Source organism: Actinomadura macrotermitis, from assembly GCF_009604375.1.
Classification (GTDB): Bacteria; Actinomycetota; Actinomycetes; order Streptosporangiales; family Streptosporangiaceae; genus Spirillospora; species Spirillospora macrotermitis.
Genome location: NZ_WEGH01000006.1, coordinates 412,630 through 436,362 on the forward strand (window position 1 = coordinate 412,630; position 23,733 = coordinate 436,362).

Sequence of the window (23,733 nt, forward strand, 5' to 3'; positions counted from 1 at the left end):
CTCCCGGGCGGTTAGAGCGGGCTGCCGCAGTTGATGGGCCAGTACGGGCCCCAGATGTCGAGCGAGTTCAGCACGAACCTGACCATGACCGGGTCGAAGTCGATGCCGACGTGCGCGTTGGTGTCGCCCGCGCACTTGTCCTGGAGCAGCACGTTCTGCGCGTTGGAGCCGTTCAGGAACGCCGAGGTGTAGGGGGTGACGACCTCGTCGTACTTGGTCGCGAGCACGATGTAGGTCGGGCCGGGGACGGTGTCGCCGTCGGCGTTCAGCTTCTTCAGGAAGTCCGAGCCGACGATCTGCTGCCCGGCCGCCGGCGCCGCTTGCACCACCGCCTGGGTGATGCCGAGCAGGCTGCCGAGCGCGGCGAGGCCGCTCGCGGTGGTGCCGTGGTTGGACGGCACGATCCCGACGAGCTTGTTCACCTTGGCCGCGCCGCCGAGGAACTTCATGTAGTAGCGGGGCATCATGCCGCCCTGCGAGTGCCCGACGATGTCGACCTTGCCGGTCTTGGTGGCGGCGAGGACCTTGTCGACGAACGCCGACAGCTCCCCCGCCGACGTCGGGATGTCGCCGGTGCCCTGGATCGGGGCGTCCTTGGCGCCGCCGTAGTTCAGCGCGAAGACGCAGTAGCCGGCCTTCTTCAGCTCGGGCGAGAGCTTCTGCCAGTTGAAGGCCATGTTCTCGAAGGTGCCGTGGACGAGGACGACCGGGCGCGGGTGCGCGAACGAGGGCCTGCAGTTCCAGTCGTTGGCCCCGGCCGGGACCGTCTCGGCATGGGCGGTGGTGCCGGTCAGCCCGATCAGGGCGGGCAGTGCCGCGGCGATGACGGCCCAGGAGCGAAGTCGCCTGAGACGCATGGTCTCTCCTTCATGAGGGCACGGCGAACACGCGTCGCGGCCTCGCCGAGGCCGCGCGTCAGCGCCGTAGGGGTGGGACGGGGGGGCGGGCCGGTGTCACCCGTCCGCCGCTCCGTGAGGTGTGCTCAAAGTAAGCCCGTACCGACCACGCGTCTTATCGGCCCGGCATCGACTTGCCCGCCCCGGCTTGTAAGCCAGGTCACAATCCCCCGAGCAGTCCGTTCACCAGAGCGCGCAGACCCTCGACATAGGTGCCTTCCGCGGTGACCGGTCCCCATTGGTCCGCCATCGAGGCGAGCCGGGGCAGCTCGGCCGGGTCGATCTCCGCGAAGACGCGCTCGCGGTAGGTCGGCCGGCCGGAGTCCGCGCGGCGGCGCGCGGCGGCGGCCCGCACGATGACCTCGCCGACCGTGTAGTACCAGATCGCCCGGTAGGCGTGCGCCGCCTGCTCGGGCGTGAGGCCGCACACGACGGCGGCGTCCACGATCTGCTCGGTGTACCAGAGCGCCGAGCGGGCCAGCACGTCGTCGGCGGTGAGCGCCTCCACGACCCACGCGCAGCCGGCCACGGCGTCGTGCATCGCGGTCGCGGCGACGACGATCCGCTCCCGCGGGTCGTCGGGCAGCGGCGGCCGGGTGACCGCGGTCGCCGCGTAGTCGTCCAGCAGCAGGACGAGCAGCTCCTCCTTGTCCCGGACGTGGTGGTACAGCGCCATCGGGGTGCTGCCGACCTCCCGGGCGAGCCGGCGCATCGTCAGCCGCTCCACGCCCTCGGCCTCCACCACCCGCCGGGCCGCCGCCAGGATCTCGGCGCGGGAGAACTTCGGCGGGCGTCCGGTGCGCCCGGGCTGCGAAGACGGGTTCGGCATGCCCCACATCATCGCGCATCCGGCGGGAGGGGGCTCGACAGCGAAGTGCCGCGCCGCTACTTTTCTTACATGTACAAAAAATCGTCGGCCGCGCTGGCGGCCGCCTCGGCGGCCCAGTTCATGGCCGCCCTGGACATGTCCGTGGTGAACGTGGCCCTGCCCGCGATCCGCCCCGCCCTCGGCTTCGCCCCGCTCGACCTCGTCTGGGTCGTGCACGTCTACGCGCTCGCCTTCGGCGGGCTGCTGCTGCTCGGCGGCCGCGCCGCCGACCTGTTCGGGCGCCGCCGCCTGTTCACCGGCGGCCTCGCCGTCTTCGCCCTCGCCTCCCTGGCGGGCGGCCTCGCCCAGTCCCCCGCCCAGCTCATCGCCGCCCGCGCCGTGCAGGGCGTGGCCGCGGCGGCGTTCTCGCCCGCCGCGCTCGCCACCCTCGCCGTCACCTTCGAGGGCCGGGCACGGGTGCGAGCGCTCGGGATCTGGAGCGCGGCGAACGCGGCGGGCGGCGCGCTCGGCGTCCTCGCGGGCGGGCTGCTGGTGGAGTACGCCGGCTGGCGCTGGGTGATGCTGGTCAACCTGCCGATCGCGGCGGCCGCGCTCGCGCTCGCCGCCGCCGGCGTCCCCGCCGACACGCGCACCGGCCCCCGGCCCCGGCTGGACGTGGCCGGCGCCGTCCTCGCGACCGCCGGGACCGGGCTGCTCATCCTCGGCGTCGTGCGCACCGACCGGTACGGCTGGACGTCGGGCGCCACCCTCGGCACGCTCGCGGCCGCCGCCGTCCTGCTGGCGGCCTTCGTCCTCGTCGAGCGGCGCGCGAAGGCGCCGCTGGTACGGCTCGGGCTGCTGCGCAGCCGCTGGGTCGCGGGGGCGAACGTGTTCGTCTTCCTGGCGGCCGCCGGGCAGTTCGCGGCCTTCTACTTCGTGTCCCTGTACATGCAGCAGGTGCTGCACATGGGCGCCGCCGCCACGGGCGCGGCGTTCCTGCCGTTCTCGGCGGGCGTGGTGGCGGGCAGCGTCCTCGCCACCCGGATCGTCTCGGCCCGGGGCCCGCGCGCCGCGCTCCTGCCGGGCGGCCTGCTGGCGGCGGCGGGCCTCGGCTGGTTCGCGCTGATCAGCCCGGACGGCGGGTTCCTCACCGACGTGCTCGGCCCGTCCCTGGTCGGCAGCGTCGGCATCGGCCTCTGCCTCGCCCCGCTCGCGGCGGCCGCGACGACCGGCGTCGCCCCGCACGAGGCGGGCATGGCGTCGGGCGTGCTGAGCAGCGCGCGGCAGCTCGGCGGGGCCGTCGGGATCGCGGGCCTGGCGACCGTCGCCGCCGGGCGCACCGGCGCGGGCGGTTCGGCGGCGGCGCTGAACGACGGCTACGCGCTCAGCCTCGGCATCGGTGGCGCGCTGTTCCTGGTGGCGGTGGTCGTCGCGGTCACCGTGCTGCCCCGGCCGCCGCGCCGGGCGGCGGCGGCCGGAACACCGGCCGGGGAGAAGGCCCCGGTGGCGGGCTAGCCCTGGACGACCGCGCCGCCGGCGAGCAGCTCGTCGGCGTCGTCGAAGCCGAGGTCGGTCAGCACGTCCCGGCTCTGCCCGCCCGGCAGGACCGGGACGCCGTCGGTCTCACCGGGGGTGCGGGAGAAGCGCGGCGCCGGGGCGGGCTGGCGGTGCCCCCCGCGCTCGACGAAGACGTCCCGCGCGGTGTTGAAGGGGTGCTCGGCCGCCTCCTTCAGCGACAGGACCGGCGCGACGCAGGCGTCGCTCGGCAGGAACACCTCGGTCCACTCGTCGCGCGTCCTCGCCTTGAACGCGGCGGCGAAGCGCTCGTGCAGCTCGGGCCAGCGGGCGCGGTCGTGCTGGGAGGGCAACTCCTCGCCGTCCAGGCCGATCCGGCGCAGGAACTCGGCGTAGAACTGCGGCTCGATCGCGCCGACCGCCATGTGCCGCCCGTCGGCGGTCTCGTACACGTCGTACCAGGGGGCGCCGGAGTCGAGCATGTTGACGCCGCGCTCGTCCTGCCAGAGGCCGCCCGCGAGGAAGGCGTGGATGAACGTCGACAGGTGCGCGGTGCCGTCCACGATCGCGGCGTCGACCACCTGGCCGCGCCCGCCGGCCCTGGACTCCAGCAGCGCCGCCAGCACGCCGACGACCAGGTACATGCTGCCGCCGGCGAAGTCGCCGAGCAGGTTCATCGGGATCTGCGGCGGGCCGCCCGCGCGGCCGATGGCGTGCAGCGCGCCGGTGATCGCGATGTAGCCGACGTCGTGGCCGGCGCTCTGCGCGAGCGGCCCCTGCTGGCCCCAGCCGGTCATCCGGCCGTAGACGATCCCGGGGTTGCGGGCCAGGCAGTCGTCCGGGCCGATGCCGAGCCGCTCGGTCACCCCGGGCCGGAAGCCCTCCAGCAGGACGTCGGCCTTCTCCACCAGGCGGAGCACGACCTCCCTGCCCGCCTCGCTCTTCAGGTCGATCGCGATCGACCGCTTGCCGCGGTTGGTGAAGTCGGTGCCGCCGGTCGCGCCGGCGCCCCGCACCGCCGAGGCGCGGTCCACCCGGATCACGTCGGCGCCGAGGTCGGCCAGCAGCATCGCCGCGAACGGGCCCGGCCCGATCCCGGCCAGCTCGATCACCCGTACTCCCGACAGCGGACCCTTGCCCATACCTGCGACCCCTCTCGCCAACCTGACTGAACCTGGTTCGGTGCCCCCCTAGTGTGCCCGACCTGGGTAAGCGGCCGCTGACCGGGCCCGCCCCCTGGGGCGCCGGGACCGAGCGCGCCCCGGCCCGGATCCACAGAGATCTTTATCGGAATGGCGATCATGCGGCGGGGGCGGCCATTCGGCGGCCCCCTCGTATTCCTCAGCCGGAATGGGCGGTCAGGCGCACCTGATTTTCCGGGCGGACCTTCGGATCCGGCGCCTCGGCGACCAAAAGCCGCTTGGTCACTTCCGGCGAACGCACCCCTTCGGCGTCGGGGGCGAGCCCGCGCCCGGCGGCGGCGATGTAGTACCAGCGCCCGGCCGGGGACCGCCACCAGGTGCCCGCGACGGGCCGCCGCTCGTCGCAGCCGCCGGTGGAGTAGGCGTCCCGGCCGGTGAGCAGCGCCGACTCCCCCGTCGCACCGCCGCCCGGGAACGTGGTGCGGGTGCAGATCCAGCGCGCGGCCCGGCCGCCGTGCGGCAGCGTGCCCGTCCAGAACTCCGCGGCCACGGCCTCGGTGGCGGGCCGGGCGGCCTGCGGCAGGGCGCAGGCGAGCCGGCCCCACAGCCGCCGCCCGGCGGAGGACAGCCGGGCGGGGCGGACCTCCGCGGCGGCGGCGCGGCGGCCGGGCGGGCGGTAGCCGAGCACGGCCGGGCGCGGGCCGCCGAGGGCGCCCACGGTCCGGGTGCCGCCGGGGCTCTTGACGTCCATCAGCGGGCCGCGCCCGCAGCGGCTGCGGAGCGGGACCGGCTCGGTCATCCCGTCCGAGACCCGCAGCCCGCGCCCGCCGGGCAGCGCGGCGGCGGTGTCCCAGGGCGCGAGCAGGTAGTGGTCGCCGCCGAGCGCGACCGGCGCAGCGGCGTCGTCGCCCGCGTCGGCGGCCTCCAGCGCGCCGGAGGCGCCGCTGTAGCGGGCGATCCGGTCGCCGTTGCGCAGCACCGCGACGGGCGTGCCGTCGACGTGGCCCGCGAACAGCAGCTGCGCGCGGTCGGCCCGGCCGGGGCGCCGCGTCCCGGCGGCGGACGCCCAGGCCTGCAGGGCGCGGCGGGTGAAGGCGCGGTCGGTGACCAGGTCGCCGCGCGCCGGCCAGTCGTCCAGGCCGCGCCCGCCCGACCGCCAGGCGCCCGGCGCGGCCATGTCCAGGCGCGGGCCGGCCGCCGCGGTGCGGCCGCCGAGGAACGAGCCGTCGGTCTCGGTGACGATCAGCGCGCCGACCAGGCCCGCGGTCAGCACGCCGGCGGCGGCGACCGGGATCGGCGAGCGGCGCCGGACGGGCCGCATCCGGCCCGGCTCGAACGGCTCCAGCCGGCCGGTGTCGATGACCGGGAGGGCCTCGGCGGCCTCGATCACCGGCCACGGCCGCCGCACGCCGGCCTCGGCGAGCTGGTCGCGGACCTGGTAGCGCGACTCCCCGATGATGCGCAGCAGCACGTAGGCGGCCCGCACCTGCGGGTCCAGCTGCGCCAGCGCGGCGGTCAGCTCCTGGTCGGGCAGCCGGGCCGGCAGCGCGCGCAGCCACGGGCCGAGGCCGATCTGCAGCCGCCGGGACGGCTGCATCGCCTTGCGCAGCACCCGGGTGCGGCGGCGGCCGGGGCCGCCGGACCGGCGCGCGGTGACGCCGTCGGCGATGCGCCGGGCGATCGCCAGCCGGTACACGCGCTTCCCGTTGCCCGGGAGGACGAGATACGCCAGCCAGACGAGGTCGCAGTAACGCGCCTCCGCCACGGGCTCCGTCGTGACCTGTTCGGGCATCGTGCCCACTCCTCTAACCTGCCGGGTCTGATTGCGGACCCGAGATTAAAGCGATGGGCGGCGACCTGCGCCGAATTGAACGAAGGATTAAGCGCAGTGGCCGACATTTCCGTTTTTTGCTTTATGTGGCTGGCGGCCGCGCGACCCTTTCGGTGAACGCACCATGGAATCCCATGGGAATGTGGTGCCGCAGGTGCAGGGTGGCGACGGGGTCGGCGGCCACGTCCCGGGCGTCCAGCACCAGCAGCCGCGAGCGGTGCGCGGCGGGGTCGTAGGCGAGGGTGAGCAGCCAGCCGTCGCCCTCGGGGGCGCCCGGCGCGCGCGGCACGAAGACCGGCTCGCCGAAGCCGTGGCCGGGCGGCAGCTCGTGCGCGGCGCGCTCCCCCGTCGCGTGGTCGAAGCGCTGGATACCGATGCCGGTCCCCGTGCGGCCGGCGAAGTAGGTGTGCCGGTGCGGGCGGCCGGCCCGGCGGACGTCGGCGTGCGGCAGCTCCATCGGCCCGCTGCACAGCTCCTCGCCGGTGACCTTCCCCGACGGGGTGACGCGGTAGCGCATCAGCCCGCACCCCCACGGGAAGTCGCTGGTGCGGAAGTCGCGGAAGGCGGTGGAGACCTGCGCCCAGTCGGCGAACCGGACGAACTCCACCACGATGTCGCCGCCGTCCTCGAAGGCGTTGACGATGTGGAACCCCAGCAGCGCCTCGTGCTCGATCACCCGCGCTTTGCCGCCGTAGCGCGGCACGATGGCGAAGCAGGTCGGCCGGTGCGGCTCGTAGCTCAGGCCGTCGGCGATGGAGCCGGTGCCGAGCAGGATCTGCGCGGCCTTGGGAATCACCGGGTTGACGACGAACACCAGGTGGCGGCGGGTGAGCGCGAAGTCGTGGTTCCACGGCGTGTAGGGCAGCGGGACGCGCGGCAGGTGGTGCAGCCGGCCGCCCGGGTCCACCCGGTAGCAGCGCAGGCTGCGGGCGCGGGTGAAGTCCATGCCGAAGTTGAACAGCTCGCCGGTGTCGGGGCAGCGCGACGGGTGCGCCGAGAACGCCGACATCACCTTCAGCCGGCCGCCGAAGGAGTGCTCGCCGAGCGTCTCCAGCGTGTCGGGGTCCAGGCGGTAGGGGCGGCCGCCCTCCCACAGGGCCAGGAGCTGCCCGGCGTGCAGGACGACGCCGGTGTTGGCGACGTTGGCGGGCGGGCGCAGCATGTTGCCGGGCATCCCGCCGGGCCGCTGCGTGCCGAGGCCGCGCAGGCCGGTGCGGCCCGTGCGCTGCCCGTGGCGGTAGTGCCGGGTCCGCACGTACCGGTTGCGGTAGCGGGCGCGGCCGTCCGCGAACGAGAACAGCGACAGCATGCCGTCGCCGTCGAAGATGTGGTCCAGCAGGCTCTCGCCGACCTGCCAGCGGCCCGGGCCGTTGCGGTACAGGGTGCCGGTGAGGCCCTCGGGCAGGGCGCCGTCGATCTCGGTGATCTCGTAGTCGTGCTCGGTGTCCAGCGCGTCGTAGACCTGGTGCCAGGGGTCGTCGCCGCCGGTGGGCGGGGCCGCTGCCGTCACGGTGGGCTCCTTGCGCGGTCGGTGCGGGGCTGCCCGCAGGGTGCCACGCCCGGCACCCGTAGTTCAATACCTAACGACTAATGGGGGCGGATCGTCCTTCATCTCCCCGTACTAGGCTGTCGTCCCCCCTGGGGAACCGCTCCCGGCCACGCGACGTCGGACGTTCGCCCGCCGCCTGCCGCAAAGGACCACGCCGACCGATGAGTGAGGACGTCCCCGGCTACCACGTGCTCGACCAGATCGGCGAGGGCGGGTTCAGCGTCGTCTACCGGGCCCGCCAGGAGCGGCTGGACCGCACGGTCGCGCTGAAGGTGCTGTCGGTCGCCGCCGTGGACGACGCGGTGCTGCGCCGCTTCCAGCGCGAATGCAAGATCACCGGGCGGCTGTCGGGGCACCCCAACGTGGTCACGGTGCTGGACACCGGCACCACCCGCGCGGGCCGGCCCTACATCGCGATGGAGTTCTTCGAGCACGGCTCGCTCGCCGACCGCCTCCAGCGCGAGGGGCCGCTGCCGGTCGCCGAGGCGCTGCGCGCCGGGGTGAAGCTGGCGGGCGCGCTCGCCGCCACCCACGAGATCGACGTGCTGCACCGCGACGTCAAGCCGCAGAACATCCTGCTGTCGCGCTACGGCGAGCCGGCGCTCGCTGACTTCGGCATCGCCCGGCTGGTCGACTCCTTCGACGGCGGCCACACCCAGGCGTTCACGCCCTACCACGCCGCGCCGGAGGTGCTGGAGGGCCGCACGCCCGACGCCCGCGCCGACGTCTACTCGCTCGGCTCCACCCTCTACCAGTTCCTCGCCGGGCGGCCGGCCTTCCAGGGCGGGGCCGGCGAGGGCATCGCGCAGCTCGCGGTGCGGGTGCTGAACGCGCCGCCGCCGCCGTTCGGGCGCGCCGACGTGCCGCCGGCGGTGTACGACGTGATCGCCCGCGCGATGGCCAAGGCGCCCGAGCAGCGCTACGCCACGGCGGTGGAGTTCGCGCTCGCCCTGCAGCGCCTCCAGGGCGAGCTCGGCCTGCCCGTCACCGACCTGGCCTACAGCGGCGCCGGGGCGGCTCCCGTCCCGCAGCCCGTCACGCCGCAGCCCGCCGTCCCGCAGCCCGCCGCGTCCCCGGCCGCCCATCCCGCGCCGCCGCCGGTCCCCGGCTGGGCGCCGACCCGCGAGTCCCCGCCCCAGGCGACCACCGGCCCCGGGCCGAACTGGCCGCCGCCGGGCCATACCGGGCCGCAGCCAGCCGGTCCGGACGGCCCGCGCCGCGGCCTGGTTATCGCGGCGGCCGTCGCGCTGCTCGGCGGCGCCGGCCTCGGAATCGGCGCGCTCGCGCTGTCGGGCGGCGACGGCAAGCCGCCGCCCGCGCCCCGCGGCCAGGGCCCCGCGACGCCCCTGGCGTCCGCCGCCCCGCCGGGTGCCGCGCCCGAGCCGATCGCCAAGGCCCAGTACGAGGCGGCCCGGCCGCGGGCCGTCACCGCCCGGGCGGTCGGCACGGTCGCCGAGCTGCGCTGGCGGCTGCCCCCGGCCGCCCGGCAGCTGGCGATCCTGGTGCAGAAGAAGCCCGCCGACGGCACCCCGGTCGTCACGGCGGGCAACGGCGTGCAGACGGTGACCGTCACCGGCCTGCGCGCCGGGCACGGCTACTGCTTCCGGGTCGGCGCGCTGCTGCGGGTGAACCAGGGCCGGGCCGCCGACGTGGCGTGGTCGGCGCCGGCGTGCGTCAACCGCGCCCGGGCGCGGAAGTGAGCGGCACGGGCGCGGGGTCCGGTTCCGGCCGCCCGGCGGGCGCGTAGCGGCGGGCGACCCGGCCGCCGAGACGCTGCATCGGCCGCTCCACCAGCCGGTGGCTGACGGCGCACACCGCCAGGAGCGCCGCCAGGAAGGCGGCCATGTACAGCGGGACGTCGCGGCCGGGCCGGCCGAACAGCGCGTCCGCGATGATCAGCAGCAGCGGGTGCAGCAGGTAGACCGAGTAGCTGACCACGCCGAACCAGGTCAGCGCGCGCGGCATCCGGCGGTGCCGCAGCGCCCGGACGGCGGCGAAGAACGCCATGGCCAGCACCAGCGTGAGGGGCCAGGCGCCGTCGCTCTCGGCGTCGATCATGTTCACCTGCCGCCAGGCGCCGAGCCCGGCCGCGACGCCGGCCACCACGGCCCCGGCGGCGAGGACGCCGCGCCAGGTGCCCTGCCCGTGGTCGGCGCGGTGGATCGCGGTGCCGAGGAACATCACGGCCAGCACGATCAGCCCCTGCCACGGGTCGATCCGGGAGTTGCCCAGCACCAGCACGGCGCCGAGCAGGCCGCCGAGCAGCGCCCCGGCCCGGACGAGGGCGGGACGGGCCGAGCAGCCCAGCCCGATCGCGGCGGCCAGCAGGACGGCCGCCGCCACGACGACGGGCCGCACGCCGAGGCCCCGCGACAGCGCGGCGACCGGCAGGATCGCCGCCAGCGCGGCGGCGGCGACGGCGAGCGTCATCGCGACGCCGGCCGACCGGCGGTGCAGCCCGGCCGCGAACAGCGCCACGACCAGCAGGTAGAACACCATCTCGTACGACAGCGTCCACAGCACGTTGACCGCGTTCGGCACGCCCAGCAGGTCCTGCACCATCGTCAGGTGCGCCAGCACGTCGACCGCCACGCCGGTCCCGGTGCGCGGGTTCCCCGCGAGCGGCCTGCCGCCGAGCGCGGCGACCAGCAGGACGACGGCGAGGGCGAACACCAGCAGCGGGTGGATGCGGTGCACCCGGCTGATCCAGAACCGCCGCACCGAGCCGGTGCGCTCCAGCGACGCGGGCACGATGTACCCGCTGACCAGGAAGAACACCAGCACGCCCCAGGCGCCGAGGTTCACGTGGGGAAGCAGGGCCCGGCGCAGCCCCGGCAGGTAGTGGTAGGAGCCGTGGTGGAAGGCCACGACGAGCGCCGCGACGCCGCGCAGGGCGTCCAGCCAGGCCAGCCGGGGCGGAGGGGAGGAGGGAGGAGCCACAGGACAAAGACCCTATTAGCGATCAGACGGACAAGCGCCCTTATCACCAGAAGCAAGCGCGCGCCAAGAAATGCCCGCACCTGGGCAACCGGGCAAAATTCGCACGTCGGGCGGGTAGAAGGCGGACATGAGCGACGTGCTGCCCGCCCTGCCCCTGCCGGCCTGGGAGCGGACCCGGGACACCCTGCATCTGTGGACGCAGATCGTGGGGAAGATCCAGCTCGCGTCGGCGCCGCCGCGCAACCACTGGTGGCACACGACGCTGCGGGTGGACGAACGCGGCTACGCCACCGGCCCGATGGCGCACGGCGGGGTGCGCTTCCGCATCTCCTTCGACCTGGTCCGGCACCTGCTGATCGTGAACACCCCCGGCCTGGAGGAGGCCATCCCGCTCCGCCCGGGCCTGTCGGTCGCGGCGCTCTACTACGAGCTGATGTCGCTGCTGCGCGGGCTCGGCGTGCACATCACGATCAAGGCCGAGCCGTACGGGGTGCCGATGACCACGCCGTTCGCCGACGACACCGAGCACGCCTGCTACGACCCCGCCGCGGCGGCCCGGTTCCAGCAGGCGCTGGCGTGGACCGACGAGGTCCTCACCGGTTTCCAGGGCTGGTTCTGCGGCAAGGCGAGCCCGGTCCAGCTGTTCTGGCACAGCTTCGACCTCGCCACCGCCCGCTTCTCGGGGCGGCCCGCGCCGGTGCCCGAGGGCGCGGGGCGGGTGGCGGGCGAGGCCTACAGCCACGAGGTGATCAGCTTCGGCTGGTGGCCGGGCGACCCCGAGACGCCCGGCCCGGCGTTCTACTCCTACGCCCACCCCGAGCCGGGCGACCTGACCGCCCGGCCGCTGCGCCCGGACACCGCCCGCTGGGTGCCCGCCGGGGCGACGCACCAGGCCCGGCTGGGCTGGGACGACGTCCGCGCGTCCGCCGACCCCCGGGCGACGGTGCTGGGCTTCCTGCAGAGCGCCTACCTGGCCGGGGCGGACACGCTCGGCTGGCCCGTCGCCGAGCTGCGCTCATCGTTCTGCCCGGCCACCGTGTAGCGGCTCCGGGCGCGGGCGCAGCGACCGCGGGTGCAGGCGGCGCCGCAGCCGCCGCAGCCGGCCGGCCTTGGCGGTGACGAGGCGGCCGAGCCCGTCGCTGTGCTCCCAGGCCCGGTCGGCGGCGCGCGGGTCGGCCTCGGCCTGCGCGAACCGCGTCCGGTCGACCAGGTCGGCGAGCGGGCGCAGATGGGCCAGGGAGTCGTCGCCGACGTGCCGTGCCCCGAACCGGGCGACCTCGTGCGCGGTGAGGGTGCGGGCGGTGCCGAGCCCGACGTCGGCGAGATGCTCCAGCGCCTGCTGCCAGGCGCCCACGATGCGGGCCGCGGGCGTCCCGGCGCGCCTGCGGCGGCGGCGCAGCGCCGGGGCGGTCAGCGCCGCGCCCAGGTAGCCGGCGATCAGGACGGCGACCGCCGCGAGCGCGTACGCCCACCAGGGCAGCGGGTCCCCCTCCTCGTGGTGCGGCTTCGCGGCGGGCGGCGGGGTCTGGTCGTTCGGCCCGTCGCCGGCGCGCTTCTTCTCGGCGGCGTTCTGCTGCGCCTGCTCGAGCTTGCGCGACTCCCCCTCCGCGACCGAGTCGTCCTGCTCGGCCTTGCCGGGACGGTCGGGGGTCGGGTTGAACGGCATCCAGCCGATCCCGTCGAACTTGACCTCCGGCCACACCATCACATCGCCCGACCGCACCTCCAGGACGTCCCCCACTCGGTGCCCGCCGCTGAACCCGACCTTGATGCGGGTCGGCAGGCCGATGGTGCGGGCGAGCACCGCGTAGGCGGTGGCGAAGTGCTCGGGCGTCCCGTTCCTGCCCTCGCCGAGGAAGTAGTCGAGCTGCCGGTAGCCGTGGCCGGGCGGCGCCGTCACCGAGTACCGGGCATGTGCGCGCAGGCGGGCGGCGAGCATCGCGGCCCGCTGGACGGGCGAGTCCGCGTCGGCGGTGGCCTGCTTGGCGAACCGCCGGAACTCGGCGATCTGCACGGGCTCCTTCGTCGCGCCCGGCCCCCACGGCAGTTGCAGGGCGGCACGGGCCTCGGCGTCGTCGGCGATGCTCGCCGACTCCAGATCCTCCACGTCCCACTTCGGCGTCTGCGACTCCACCCGGTAGGTCTGGCCGGGCTGCAGCGGCCGGACGGCGGCGAGGACACCGCTGCCGGGGTCGACCACGACGCCGAGGCCGTCGACGCGGCGGGGCCGGTCGGCGGCGGGCGCCCAGACGCCGGGCAGCCCCCGGACGGTGATCGTCTGGGGCAGCGCGCTGCGGTCCACCTCGTCCGGGGACGGCGGCACCCGGCTGCCGGTCGGCACGAAGCGGGCGCCGGAGGTCCAGGTCACGCCGTCGAACCGGTCCAGGACGGCCAGGCGCCACTCCTCGCGGCGCGCCGCCCGGACGGTGAACAGCACCTGGTCGGGGCTGAGCAGCCAGCCGCCGACGCGGTCCAGCGGGCTGACACTGTCGCGGGTCTGCGGCGGCGGCGCCTGTACCTGCTCACGCGGGTTGTAGGGCTCGGCCCCGACAGGCACGAACGGCCCGACGGCCAGCGCCAGCGCGCCGAGTGCGGCGGCGGCGGGCAGACCGGCCAGGATCGTCCGCCACCCGCGTCCCTCCTCATCAGGGGCCGAGCGCAGCAGCATCAGCACCGCCAGCAGCACGACGGTCGCGGCGGCGAGACCGAGGTTGGAGCCGGAGCCGTCCACGCCGAGCAGCAACGCGACCGCGAACGCCGCGAGCGCCGGAACCCCCGGCAACGCGCGCAACCGGGTCCGCAGCGCAAGTTCAGCGCCTGCGAACGCCGCGAGCCACACCACCAGGTGCACCAGCAGCAGCAGGGCGGGCTCGGCCGGCGCGGGCAGCAGCGTGGTCAGGATCGATTTCCACGAGCCGAGCACGCCTTCGCGCAGCGTGCGGGTGAACGAGCCGTCCCCGAGCGTCGGCCGCAGCACCGTCGCGGCGGCCGTCGCCAGCCACGCCGGGACGGTCGCCACGGCCGAGACCCACAGCGGCCACGGACGGACGCCCGACAGCAGCGCCGCGAGCGCGGTCGGCACGAGCGCGGCGACGACCGCCACCGGCACCACGGGCCCGAACCCGAACACCCGGTGGAAGGCCAGCCCGGCGACGGCCGCCAGGCACGCGGTCACCGGCAGCGCGAGCAGCCTCCGGTTCACCGGCCCCGCCCCAGCAGCGGCCAGGCGGCGGCGAGCTCCTCCAGGTCGGCGATCTCGGCGACCGGCACGCCGGGCGGCGCCGGCGCGGGACCGTCCGGACGGACCCGGACCACCACGACCCGGTCGAACCGGGCGCGCACGGCGGCGACGCGGCCGGACTCGGCGCCGTCCTGCAGGATCACCACCAGCGAGCCGCCGGGCCGCACCCGGCGCAGCGCGTCGAGCAGCGACGCCGGTCCCGGCTCGCGGCCGACCCGGGTGAGGCGGTCCAGCAGCACCTCGGCGTCCTCGGGGCCGCCCCGGGTCGCCGCGACCTCGCCCGTCCCGGTCAGCACCCGGACCGGGAAGGAGGCGCGGGCGGCGGCGACCGCGACCGACGCGGCGGCGTCGACGGCCAGCTCGAAGTCGTCGGGGTCGCGCCAGGCGTCCGGGCGCGCCTCCAGCAGCACCGTGGTGGTCGGCAGGCTCGCGTCCACCAGCCGGCGGACCATCAGCGTCCCGGTCCGCGCGGACGACTTCCAGTGGATGTGCCGCAGCTCGTCGCCGATCACGTACTCGCGCAGCGCGTGGAACGTCGCGGTGCCCGCCGGCGACCGGTCGCTGGTCGGCCCCTCCAGGTGGTGCGCGCGGCCCGACGGCAGCACCGACAGCGCGACGGTGCGGGGCCGCACCAGCAGCGTCTGCGGCGCGCCGTACGCGCGGACGCGGCGCGCCAGCCCGAGCGGGTCGGCGCGCACCAGCCGCAGCGGCCCGACCGCGATCTCCCCGCGCCGCCCGGTCGGCAGCCGGTAGCTGACGGTCCGGCGGCCGCCCGCGCGCAGCCGCGGGACCCGCACCGCCACGGTCTCCGGCCCGGCGGCGTCGTGCGCGACCAGGCCGCCGCGCAGGCCGCGCCCGGCGTTGACGACGTGCAGCACCCCGGCGGCGGGCTCGCCCCGCGCCACCTTGCGCGGCGCGATCTCCCGGCGGATCTCCAGCCGGGGCGCGGGCAGCGTCCACAGCAGCGCGGCGACGACCGCGAGCAGCCCGGCGACCGCCAGCATCGCGGGCTCGGGATAGCCGAGCCACCAGCCGAGCGCGTACAACACCACGGACGCGGCCGCGATCCCCCGGCCCAGCGGCGTCGGCATCGGCTAGACCCCGGCCGCCTGCGGCGTCGGCACCGCGGCCAGCACCTCGGCGACCACGTCGGCGCCGGTGCGGCCGCGCAGCTCGGCCTCCGGCGTGACGATCAGCCGGTGCGCGATCACCGGGACCGCCAGGGCCTTGACGTCCTCGGGCACCAGGTAGGCCCGGCCCGCGGCCGCCGCGCGCACCCGGCCCGCCCGCAGCAGCGCCAGGCTCGCCCGCGGGCTCGCGCCGAGCCGCAGGTCCCGGTGGTCGCGGGTGGCGGCGACGACGCGCACCACGTAGTCGTACAGCGGCGGCGCCACGTGCAGCCGCCCGGCGAACTCGATCATGCGGGCGACGTCGTCGCGGGAGGCCACCGGCGGCATCCGGTCCAGCGCCGCCCCGGTCGGCGCGCCGGCCAGCACCGCCACCTCGGCGCGATGGTCGGGGTAGCCCATCGAGATCCGCATCAGGAACCGGTCCAGCTGCGCCTCGGGCAGCGGGTAGGTGCCGTCCATGTCGACCGGGTTCTGCGTCGCGATCACCAGGAAGGGGCGCGGCACCGGGTGCGGCACGCCCTCCACGGTGACCCGCCGCTCCTCCATGACCTCCAGCAGCGCCGACTGGGTCTTCGGCGAGCCGCGGTTGATCTCGTCGGCCACCACCAGGTTCGCGAAGATCGGCCCGGCGTGGAAGTCGAAGGTCTGCTGCGCCTGGTTGAAGATCGACACCCCGGTGATGTCGCTCGGCAGCAGGTCCGGGGTGAACTGCACCCGGGTCCACTTGGCGTCCACCGACGCGGCGATGGCGCGCGCGAGCGTCGTCTTGCCGACGCCGGGCACGTCCTCCACCAGCAGGTGTCCCTCGGCGAGCAGGCAGACCAGCGCCAGCTCGACCTTCTCGCGCTTGCCGCGGACGACCTGCTCGATGTTCTGCGCGAGCACGCCGAACAGCTGCGCGAAACGGGCCGCGATGGCGTCGGCGTCCGGCAGGGGGCGGTTCTCGGTCACTGGCATCCCCAGACCTTGGATTCGGACAACTGGCCTGAGTTGGAGCCCGGCGTCGTCACATAGAGGTCGCTGACCCAGTGACGGCCGCCGTTGTACTCGATCTGGTCCCAGACATTGCTCTTCAGGTTCGGGTCGTTGGCGTCGGTGACCATGTCGTTCGTCACCTGGCAGATCACTTTCACCTGGCCGGTGAATCCCTTCGGGAACGACCCGGATCGCGGCGTGTTCAGCCCCGCCGCGGTGTGCAGGAACGTGCTGGTGCTGTTGTTGTTGTGGCCGTTGTAGTTCACGGCGTGCAGGGCCGGGTCGAGGTTCAGGACCGTACCGGCGGACTGGGAGCCCGCGCCGTTCTGCGCCGAGACACGGATCTGGTAGGTCCTGCCGTTGGTGAGCTTGTTGAGCGAGTAGGACAGGGTCTTGACGTCGTCCGTCCCGACCTCCCACGACACGTGGTAGGAGATGCCGTCACCCGTGCTCTTGGTCCAGGTGATCGTCCCGCCGTGGTTGGCGGGATCGGCCGTGACGTTGCCCGGTGGGCCGGGCGCTATGCAGGGCCGGGCGTTGGCGAAGTTCCCCGACGGCGCCTTCTTCGTCGCCCCGCCGTCCTGGTAGAGCGCGGTGACCCCGAAGGTGTACTCCGTGGTCGTGCACTTGAGGCCCGTGACGACGAACTGCTTCGCGCCGTCCCGGGGAAGCGGGGCCACCCCGGCGACCGCCTTGCCGCTGCCGTCGGTGAGGAGGTACTGCTGCACCACCTGCGGGTTGTCGCCCTCCTCGAAGGTGACGGTGACCTTGCCGCCGGCACCGCTCGCGGCGACGTTCTTGGGCGCGCCCGGTAGCTCGCAGGCCGTGGCGTTGGCCGCGTCGGACGGCGGCCCGTTCTTCATCCGGCGGGTCCTCGGGTCCTGGTAGCGGACGACGACCCGGTAGGAGTACACCTTGCTGCACTCCAGCCCCGAGACCGTGAACTTGTACTCCTGGCCCGGCTTCACCTCGCCCGGCGCGGCGTTGCCGACGGCCGCGCCGTCCGCCGTCTGCAGGACGTAGCCCGCCGGCTGCACCTTCCCGGGCACCGACGGCTGGAACGTCACCGTGATCGTGTTGTTCTCGCCCCGGGCGACCACCGAGCTCGCGGCGGACGGCAGCCCGTCCCGCCTGCGGCGGCGGTCGCCGCCCTTCCTCCGGTCGTCGGGGGACGTGCCGCCGGTGCGTCCCGTCTCGGGGTTCGGGAGCTGCTTGCGGGTGCCGCCCGCCACCTTGTCCTCGTATTTGCGGATGTGCTTGGCGGCCCCGGACGAGTCCAGCGAGACCGCCGCCTCGCCGCCCGGGTCGTTGGCCCACAGCAGGCCGTCCTTGACGAACACGTCGAGCGGCCCGGGACGTCCCGACACCGGCACCTGCTGCTCGGCCCGCCGGGTCGCGTAGTTGTAGACGATCAGCGACCCGGCCGTCTCGTCGGGGATGTAGACCTTCGGGCCGAGGACCTGCGGCTCGCCGAAGCGGTGCCGGGGCATCCGCAGGCCGACCGAGGTGACCGCGCCGGTGCCGGTGTCCAGCAGGGTCAGCGAGTCGCGCGCGCCGAGCAGCGGGACGGTCAGGCTCTCGGCGGCCGCGGGCAGCCGCACCCCGCCGGGGCCCGCGTCGCGGATCGCCGGGGGCAGCGCCACCTTCTGCACGCCGCCCGGCCTGATGATCGTCGCGACGGCGGCGGCCGGGTCGACCGCGACCGGGGTGCCCGCCACGATCGACAGCTGCAGGCCGCCGCCCCCGCCGCCGACCTGGACCGGCCGCCCCTTGGCGCCGTTGCTCACCGGGACCAGCTGCCCGGACGCCGGGACCGGCACCCACAGCGTGCCCCGGGCGTCCAGCCCGGCCCGGTCCAGCGGCGGGGCGAGCGTGACGGGCGCGCCGACGCCGGCGAGGGAGACCGGGTCGATGCGCTGGACCGTGCCGCCGCGGCGGTCCACCGCGTAGGCGGTGCCCGCGCCGAGCACCACCTGCAGGCCGACGCCGAGCCGGCGGGTCTGCTCGACCTGCAGTTGCGCGGGGTCGATGCGGCTGACGACGCCGGTGGCCTCGTCGACGAGCAGCACGTCGCGGCCGTTCTGCACGATCTTGATGCGGTGCCCGCGGCTCTGCGGCACGCTCGTCTTGCCGTCGACCCGCCCGGCGAGCCCGTTGGCGTGCACCACCATGCCGCGGGCGGTGGCGCTCAGCCACGCGCCGACGTCGGACACCCGGTAGGTGGCGCTCGCCATGCCGACGCCGTAGACCAGCGCCGACACCAGCAGCACGCCGACCAGCCCGATGGTGATCTGCCCGGACAGCCGGTCCCGCCGCAGCAGACCTCGCACACCCATCCCCGTCCCCCTTCGCCCCGGCCCCGGGGGTCACGTCCGACCGACCGGCGACAACAACGCGAAGCGCACCATAGTGCTGCAAGCACTGCATTTCACCAGAGAACGATCAGACTGGCCGCTTGCGGCGGCCGTTCCGTGGGGCGGATCACATCGTGGCGACGGAACCGTTCAGCCGAGCGGCAGGTCCAAGGCCGACGGCGCCTGAACGGTGATCGTCGAACCGGCGACATCGGCGTCGCCGTACAGCGGGTCCTTGGTGTCGACGACGAGCATCAGCCGGTGCCCGGCGGGCACGTCGAACGAGGTCGCCTGGAGCCGCACCGGCACCCGCTGCGCCCTGCCGGGGACGGCGCGCAGCAGCGTGGTGGCCTCGTGGGTGATCAGACGGCCCTTGCCCTTGGCGTCGACGTCGTACAGGTACGACACCAGCGTGCCGGTCCTGGCGGAGGCGGTGACGGTCAGGTCGAGCCTGGGAATACCGCGCAGCCGCTTGCCCGCCTTCAGCACCGGGGTGCTCCACACGCCCGCCACGCGCCGGTCGATCCGGCCGGTGTCGAGGGTGTTGGGGATGCCGAAGGTCTGCAGGCCGCCGCTGACGATGACGATGCCGGCGGTCGCGGCGCTGTCCTTGCCGGCGGGCAGCGCCCGGTTCCAGCCCGCCGGGGCCACCGCGCCGAGCGTGCCGTCGCCGGCGAGGCCGAGCCGCTCGGTGCGCCCGGTCATCGACGCGACGTCCCGGTAGCGCTCGACCTTGCGCGACCAGGCGACCTCGGCCGCGATCGGCGGCTCGCGGTCGATGCCGTTGTCCCGGCCGGTCAGGTAGTGGTCGAACCAGCGGTGGGCGTCGTCCCAGGTGCGGCTCGGGATACCGAAGACGCCGGTGGCGTGCGCGGTGGCGTGGTCGCCGATCGACAGGTCCAGCCGCTTCGGGCCGGTGAGGCCGGCGAAGTGGCGCAGCACCTGGTTCGGCGCGAACAGCGTCTCGCCGTAGGAGTTGGAGATCATGATCGGCACCCGGCGCGCGTTGAGCTGCGCCTGGTAATTGCCGGGCGAGCGCACCGCGCCCCACTTGATCAGCTGCGGGACGTTGCGGTTGGCGCCGAAGTCGTTGATGATCCGGTCGCTGGCCGGGCTGAGGCGCCCGGTGAGGCGGCCCGTGATGGCCAGCATCGCGTAGGCGCTCATGTGCCGGGTCTCGTTCGCGTACAGCGACTCGACCAGGTCGCCCCAGGTGTCCATGGCGACGACGGCCGCGACGCGCTTGTCGTGCGCGGCGACCAGCTGGCTGATGCCCGAGCCGTAGGAGATGCCGGCGAACCCGATCCTGGAACGGTCCACCGGTGTGTGCGACTCCAGCCAGTCGATGGCCCTGGAGCCGTCGGCCCAGTCGTCCGGCCCGGCCACGTCGATGCCGCCGCCGGAGTTGAAGAATCCGCGCGCGGTGTAGCTGAGGACGATGTAGCCCTTCTCGGCGAATTTGGCCGCCTGCGCGATGTACTCGTGGTCCTCCAGGGTCCAACTGGAGATGAACACGATCGCCGGGTGCGGGCCCTTGCCGCGCGGGACGAAGACGTTGCCGTCGAGCTTCACGCCGCCGGTGCTCGAGATGGCGATCTCGCGGTAGTCGTAGGCCGGGGCGGCGCTCGCCGGCGGGGCCGCCGCCACCGTTCCGCCGGCGGCCCCGGCCAGCGCGATCACAGCGGCCGTCCTGCACTTGAACACGGGCCATTCCCCCAAGAACGCCGGTCCGGAACCCGCCCTGCGGCCGTCCGTGACCAGAAAGCGGTTACTGATGACTAGAACGGCGTTCAGTGTGACAGAACCCGACTTTTGTGTCACGAGTGACGAGCGTCACCGGACGGCCCGTCCGGCCACGGCGCCGCAGCACCGGTACGCCCGCCGGGAGCCGGGCGGCATGATCGGGCTGCGAGGCGGGGCGTTCAGACCCGCTCGATGGGGGTCAGGGCCTCGTTCCAGCGGGTCGTGTCCGTGTACTGGTGCAGCCAGGACAGCTTGTCGTCGGCCACTCGCCACAGGTGCACGAACTCGGCCTCGTAGGCGCGGCCGGTGGACCGCGCGGTGCCCCGGTAGTGGCCGGTGACCACGAACGTGCCGTCGCTCGTCTCCTGCCAGGTCTCGGGATAGGGGACCGTCTCGAACTCCTGGTAGACCGCGCCCCAGATCCGGCCGAGGGCCTCGTCGGGGCCATGGAAGGCGCCACCCGCGCCGCAGGGCATGCCCGGCGCGGTGTGGGCCTCGAAGCCGGGGTGCAGCAGCTTCGCGAGTCCGACGGCGTCGGCGGACCGGGCGGCGGTGTAGAAGGCCTGCACCTGGCCGAGGGGGGTCGTCATGCGCGCTCCAATTAGTTGGTAGATTCTAGAATCAACCAACTAATACCAGGGGACGCAGAGCGTGGGAAGACCCGCCAAGTTCGACACCGACCAGATCCTGGACGCGGCGCTGGCCATCGTGGCCGAGGCCGGTCCGGCCTCGGCCACGATGGGGGCGGTCGCCGCCCGCGCGGGTGCCCCGACCGGCTCGGTCTACCACCGGTTCGGCTCGCGGGACCTGCTGCTCGCGGCGCTGTGGCTGCGGTGCGTGCGGCTGTTCCAGGAGGGCTTCCTGGCCGCGCTGGCCGCAGGGGACGCCGAGGCCGCCGCGCTGCACACCCCCCGGTGGTGCCGGGAACATCCCGCCGAGGCGGCCGTGCTGCTCCTGCACCGCCGCGAGGACCTGCTGGCCCGCTGGCCCGACGAGCTCGGCGACGACCTGGCCTCGGTCAACTCCCGCGTGGGGGCCGCATTGCACGCCTTCGCCACCGAACGTCCGGAACTCGACCTCGACCGCCTGATCTTCGCGCTGGTCGACGTCCCCTACGGCGCGGTCCACCGGCATCTGGTGGAACGGCGCTCGCCCCCGCCCACGGTCGACGACCTCGTCCTCGCCGCCTGCCGCGCCGTACTGCCGCGCTCGTCCTGAGGTGCGGGCGGGGACCAGGTCGCCGTGTCCTCAGAAGGACATCTCCTTGGTCTGGGTGAGGCGGATGTGGTTGCCGGACGGGTCGCGGAAGGACGCGTCGATGCCGTACGGCTCCTCGGTGGGCTCCTCGACGAACTCCACGCCCCGCGCGACCAGCTCCTTGTGCGCGGCGCGGCAGTCGTCGGTGGCCAGGAAGACCGTCCCGGCGAAGCCCTTGGCGGTCAGTTCCCGGACCTGCGCGGCGGTCGCCTCGTCCATGATCGGCTGGCCGGGCACCGTCATCAGCACGATGCCCATGCCCTCGCGGCCGGGCGGGCCGACCTCCAGCCAGCGGAAGCCCCCCATCTCGGGCGGGCTGACGTCGACGCGCACCTCCATGCCGAGCTTGCGGGTGTAGAACTCCAGCGCCTCGTCCTGGTCGTGCACCCAGAGCTGCGTACTGGAAACAGTGATCATCGGAACCTCCGTGGAATCGGTGGTCACGACGCTACGGCGCTGTCCCTGGGGGCGTCTTCTCGAAACGTCCGGTTCTTCGGGCGCCCGTAAATGCGCCGCATGCACGCCGGAACCCGGGCCCGCGCCGCGGCGGGCGGGAACGAGGCCCGGTACACCGTCGGCGTCATGCCGTACACGCGCCCGAAGCTGGTGGTGAACGAGCCGGTGCTCTGCAGGCCGACCCGCAGGCAGATCTCGGTGACCGTCCAGTCGGTGTCGCGCAGCAGCGCGGCGGCCCGCTCCAGCCGCCGGGTGAGCAGGTAGGCGTGCGGGGACTCGCCGAACGCGCGCCGGAACTCCTGGCTGAAGTGCCCGCGCGACAGGCCGGCGGCGCGGGCGAGGTCGGCGACGGTCAGCGGCTCGAAGTACCGTCCGTCCGCCAGGTCCTTGGCGCGCAGCAGGTGCCGCGCCGGTGGAACGAAGGCCATGTCCGCCAGTATTGCGCGCCGGACGAACGCCGGAGGCGCCCCGCACGTCCTACTCTGTGACATCGCGACCGAAGAATCCGGGGTGGACGTGATCATCGCTAGTGGCACCGACCTGTTCGACCGTTTGACCGGCACCCAGCCGGCCCCGCCCTGGTGGCTGGTGATCCTGGTCGGGCTGCTCGCGCTCGGCACCGTCCTGCACGGCCGCACCTGGCGGATCGCGCGCAACGTGGTCACCATCGCGCACGAGGGCGGGCACGCGCTGATCGCGCTCGTCACCGGCCGCAAGCTGGACGGGATCAAGCTGCACTCCGACACCTCGGGCGTCACCGTCTCGCGCGGCAAGCCGCACGGGCCCGGCATGGTGTTCACCGCGATGGCCGGCTACCTCACGCCGCCGCTGCTCGGCCTGCTGTTCGCCGCGCTGCTCGCGGCGGGCCGCATCACCTTGATGCTGTGGTTCTCCCTCGCCCTGCTCGGCGCCATGCTGGTGATGATCCGCAACGTCTACGGCGCGGTGTCGGTGCTGGTCACCGGCGCGGTGGTGTTCGGGGTGTCCTGGCTGGCCGGGCCCACGCTGCAGGCCGCGTTCGCCTACCTGGCCGCCTGGTTCCTGCTGTTCGCCGCGACCCGCCCGGTGATCGAGCTGCAGCGGACCCGGGCCCAGCAGATGCGGGCCCGCTCGATGTACCTGTCCTCCGACGCCGACCAGCTCGCCCACCTGACGGGCGTCCCGGGCCTCACCTGGGTCGCGCTGTTCATCGCGGTCGCGCTCGGCTCCCTGGCCCTCGGCGGCCTCCTGCTGGCCCCCGACACCGCCTCGCTGCCCGGCCTCTAAAGGTGCCGGCGGCGCAGGTGGGCGAGGGCCCGCTCATCGGCCGCCGTGCCCCGGTCGGCCAGCCGATCGGCGATGCGCTCGAGCACGGGCCGCTTCTTGTTGCCGGCGTACTTGAACTTGGCCCGCACCCCGGTGACGGTCAGCTCCAGGCCCCGGATGCCCGGCAGCACCCGCCGGTCGGGGTCGGCCAGGTCCACGGGCAGCCGCGCCGAACCGGGCTCGAAGTGCGCGAGCTGGGCGTTCAGGATCGCGGCCTTCTCCGCGTCCCCGTCCACGATCCGCACATCGCAGGCGAGCTGGACGCTGGCGTAGTACGAGGTGGGAATGGCCCGCCCGACGTCCTGCCCCTCGTTGCGCCCCCACTCCGAGGGCGCGTACACGTAGTCGTCGATCACCGTCAGCACCGCGCGGGGCCGCTCCTCCAGGGCCTCCCAGACCGGGTTGGGCCGCGCCAGGTGCAACCGGACGCTGCGCTCCCCGTCGAACAGGAAGTGCGTCGGCACCACCACGGGCAGATCCCGGTCCCGCCCGCCCGCGACGAGCTGCCCGAAGTCCCGCCCGTCGGCCAGCCAGGCCTTCCACTCACCGTCGTCGAGAGGGGCGTCCCAAGGATGCACAAGCATGCCCGGA

The 23,733-nt window shown here is 74.6% G+C and carries 20 protein-coding genes; 5 read left to right on the forward strand and 15 right to left on the reverse strand.

Features of this window, described 5'->3' with window-relative positions; genetic code table 11:
• Positions 1-11 precede the first annotated feature (11 nt).
• Positions 12-857: an esterase/lipase family protein gene (locus ACRB68_RS38335; RefSeq protein ID WP_153541565.1), complete on the reverse strand. Its 846-nt coding sequence runs from the start codon at positions 855-857 to the stop codon at positions 12-14.
• A 199-nt stretch (positions 858-1,056) separates the two neighbouring features.
• Positions 1,057-1,725: a TetR/AcrR family transcriptional regulator gene (locus tag ACRB68_RS38340; RefSeq protein WP_153541567.1), complete on the reverse strand. Its 669-nt coding sequence runs from the start codon at positions 1,723-1,725 to the stop codon at positions 1,057-1,059.
• A gap of 69 nt (positions 1,726-1,794) precedes the next feature.
• On the opposite strand from ACRB68_RS38340, the gene ACRB68_RS38345 reads away from it, so the two are divergent.
• Positions 1,795-3,219 carry an MFS transporter gene (locus ACRB68_RS38345; protein WP_153541569.1) on the forward strand — a complete coding sequence of 475 codons (1,425 nt, stop codon included), beginning with the start codon at positions 1,795-1,797 and terminating at the stop codon, positions 3,217-3,219.
• Here the strand turns inward: ACRB68_RS38345 and ACRB68_RS38350 are convergent.
• The 3 genes from ACRB68_RS38350 to ACRB68_RS38360 form a co-directional block, all read right to left on the reverse strand.
• Complete coding sequence (locus ACRB68_RS38350) at positions 3,216-4,361, reverse strand: CaiB/BaiF CoA transferase family protein (RefSeq protein ID WP_153541571.1); 1,146 nt, start codon at positions 4,359-4,361, stop codon at positions 3,216-3,218. The genes ACRB68_RS38345 and ACRB68_RS38350 overlap by 4 nt on opposite strands.
• A 199-nt stretch (positions 4,362-4,560) precedes the next feature.
• A complete protein-coding gene (locus tag ACRB68_RS38355) occupies positions 4,561-6,153 on the reverse strand; it encodes a hypothetical protein (RefSeq protein ID WP_153541573.1) in 1,593 nt (530 codons plus the stop codon).
• A gap of 121 nt (positions 6,154-6,274) precedes the next feature.
• Positions 6,275-7,702 carry a carotenoid oxygenase family protein gene (locus ACRB68_RS38360; RefSeq protein WP_207709980.1) on the reverse strand — a complete coding sequence of 476 codons (1,428 nt, stop codon included), beginning with the start codon at positions 7,700-7,702 and terminating at the stop codon, positions 6,275-6,277.
• A gap of 200 nt (positions 7,703-7,902) precedes the next feature.
• On the opposite strand from ACRB68_RS38360, the gene ACRB68_RS38365 reads away from it, so the two are divergent.
• Positions 7,903-9,441 carry a serine/threonine-protein kinase gene (locus tag ACRB68_RS38365; protein ID WP_194293609.1) on the forward strand — a complete coding sequence of 513 codons (1,539 nt, stop codon included), beginning with the start codon at positions 7,903-7,905 and terminating at the stop codon, positions 9,439-9,441.
• Here the strand turns inward: ACRB68_RS38365 and ACRB68_RS38370 are convergent.
• Complete coding sequence (locus ACRB68_RS38370) at positions 9,416-10,681, reverse strand: acyltransferase family protein (protein ID WP_328595303.1); 1,266 nt, start codon at positions 10,679-10,681, stop codon at positions 9,416-9,418. The genes ACRB68_RS38365 and ACRB68_RS38370 overlap by 26 nt on opposite strands.
• A 127-nt stretch (positions 10,682-10,808) precedes the next feature.
• Here ACRB68_RS38370 and ACRB68_RS38375 point away from each other — a divergent pair, with 127 nt between their 5' ends.
• Positions 10,809-11,723 (forward strand): DUF5996 family protein, encoded by a 915-nt coding sequence (locus tag ACRB68_RS38375; RefSeq protein ID WP_153541577.1) that lies wholly within the window; start codon positions 10,809-10,811, stop codon positions 11,721-11,723.
• Here ACRB68_RS38375 and ACRB68_RS38380 read toward each other — a convergent pair.
• The 6 genes from ACRB68_RS38380 to ACRB68_RS38405 form a co-directional block, all read right to left on the reverse strand.
• A complete protein-coding gene (locus ACRB68_RS38380) occupies positions 11,697-13,883 on the reverse strand; it encodes a transglutaminaseTgpA domain-containing protein (RefSeq protein WP_153541579.1) in 2,187 nt (728 codons plus the stop codon). The two genes, ACRB68_RS38375 and ACRB68_RS38380, sit on opposite strands and share 27 nt — an antisense overlap.
• Entirely contained in the window at positions 13,880-15,013 is a 1,134-nt protein-coding gene (locus tag ACRB68_RS38385; protein ID WP_153541581.1) for a DUF58 domain-containing protein, read from the reverse strand. The genes ACRB68_RS38380 and ACRB68_RS38385 overlap by 4 nt, the downstream gene beginning before the upstream one ends.
• A 3-nt stretch (positions 15,014-15,016) precedes the next feature.
• Positions 15,017-16,009 carry an AAA family ATPase gene (locus ACRB68_RS38390; protein WP_153541583.1) on the reverse strand — a complete coding sequence of 331 codons (993 nt, stop codon included), beginning with the start codon at positions 16,007-16,009 and terminating at the stop codon, positions 15,017-15,019.
• A complete protein-coding gene (locus ACRB68_RS38395) occupies positions 16,000-18,363 on the reverse strand; it encodes a fibronectin type III domain-containing protein (RefSeq protein ID WP_153541585.1) in 2,364 nt (787 codons plus the stop codon). Before ACRB68_RS38395 ends, ACRB68_RS38390 begins: the two co-directional genes overlap by 10 nt.
• A 168-nt stretch (positions 18,364-18,531) precedes the next feature.
• A complete protein-coding gene (locus tag ACRB68_RS38400; RefSeq protein ID WP_194293610.1) occupies positions 18,532-20,085 on the reverse strand; it encodes a CocE/NonD family hydrolase in 1,554 nt (517 codons plus the stop codon).
• Positions 20,086-20,303: 218 nt separating this feature from the next.
• Entirely contained in the window at positions 20,304-20,714 is a 411-nt protein-coding gene (locus tag ACRB68_RS38405) for a nuclear transport factor 2 family protein (RefSeq protein WP_153541589.1), read from the reverse strand.
• Between the two features lie 61 nt (positions 20,715-20,775).
• On the opposite strand from ACRB68_RS38405, the gene ACRB68_RS38410 reads away from it, so the two are divergent.
• Entirely contained in the window at positions 20,776-21,342 is a 567-nt protein-coding gene (locus ACRB68_RS38410) for a TetR/AcrR family transcriptional regulator (protein ID WP_153541591.1), read from the forward strand.
• Positions 21,343-21,372: 30 nt separating this feature from the next.
• Here ACRB68_RS38410 and ACRB68_RS38415 read toward each other — a convergent pair whose 3' ends face one another.
• Both ACRB68_RS38415 and ACRB68_RS38420 read right to left on the reverse strand, forming a co-directional pair.
• Positions 21,373-21,798 (reverse strand): VOC family protein, encoded by a 426-nt coding sequence (locus ACRB68_RS38415; RefSeq protein ID WP_153541594.1) that lies wholly within the window; start codon positions 21,796-21,798, stop codon positions 21,373-21,375.
• A gap of 23 nt (positions 21,799-21,821) precedes the next feature.
• The gene (locus tag ACRB68_RS38420) at positions 21,822-22,265 is read right to left on the reverse strand and encodes a helix-turn-helix transcriptional regulator (protein ID WP_153541596.1); all 444 of its coding nucleotides are present in this window, start codon (positions 22,263-22,265) and stop codon (positions 21,822-21,824) included.
• Between the two features lie 82 nt (positions 22,266-22,347).
• Between ACRB68_RS38420 and ACRB68_RS38425 the strand changes: the two genes are divergently transcribed.
• On the forward strand, positions 22,348-23,103 hold the full coding sequence (locus ACRB68_RS38425) for a M50 family metallopeptidase (RefSeq protein WP_328595305.1): 756 nt from the start codon (positions 22,348-22,350) through the stop codon (positions 23,101-23,103).
• Here the strand turns inward: ACRB68_RS38425 and ACRB68_RS38430 are convergent.
• Entirely contained in the window at positions 23,100-23,726 is a 627-nt protein-coding gene (locus tag ACRB68_RS38430; RefSeq protein ID WP_153541600.1) for an FMN-binding negative transcriptional regulator, read from the reverse strand. The genes ACRB68_RS38425 and ACRB68_RS38430 overlap by 4 nt on opposite strands.
• Between the last annotated feature and the right edge of the window lie 7 nt (positions 23,727-23,733).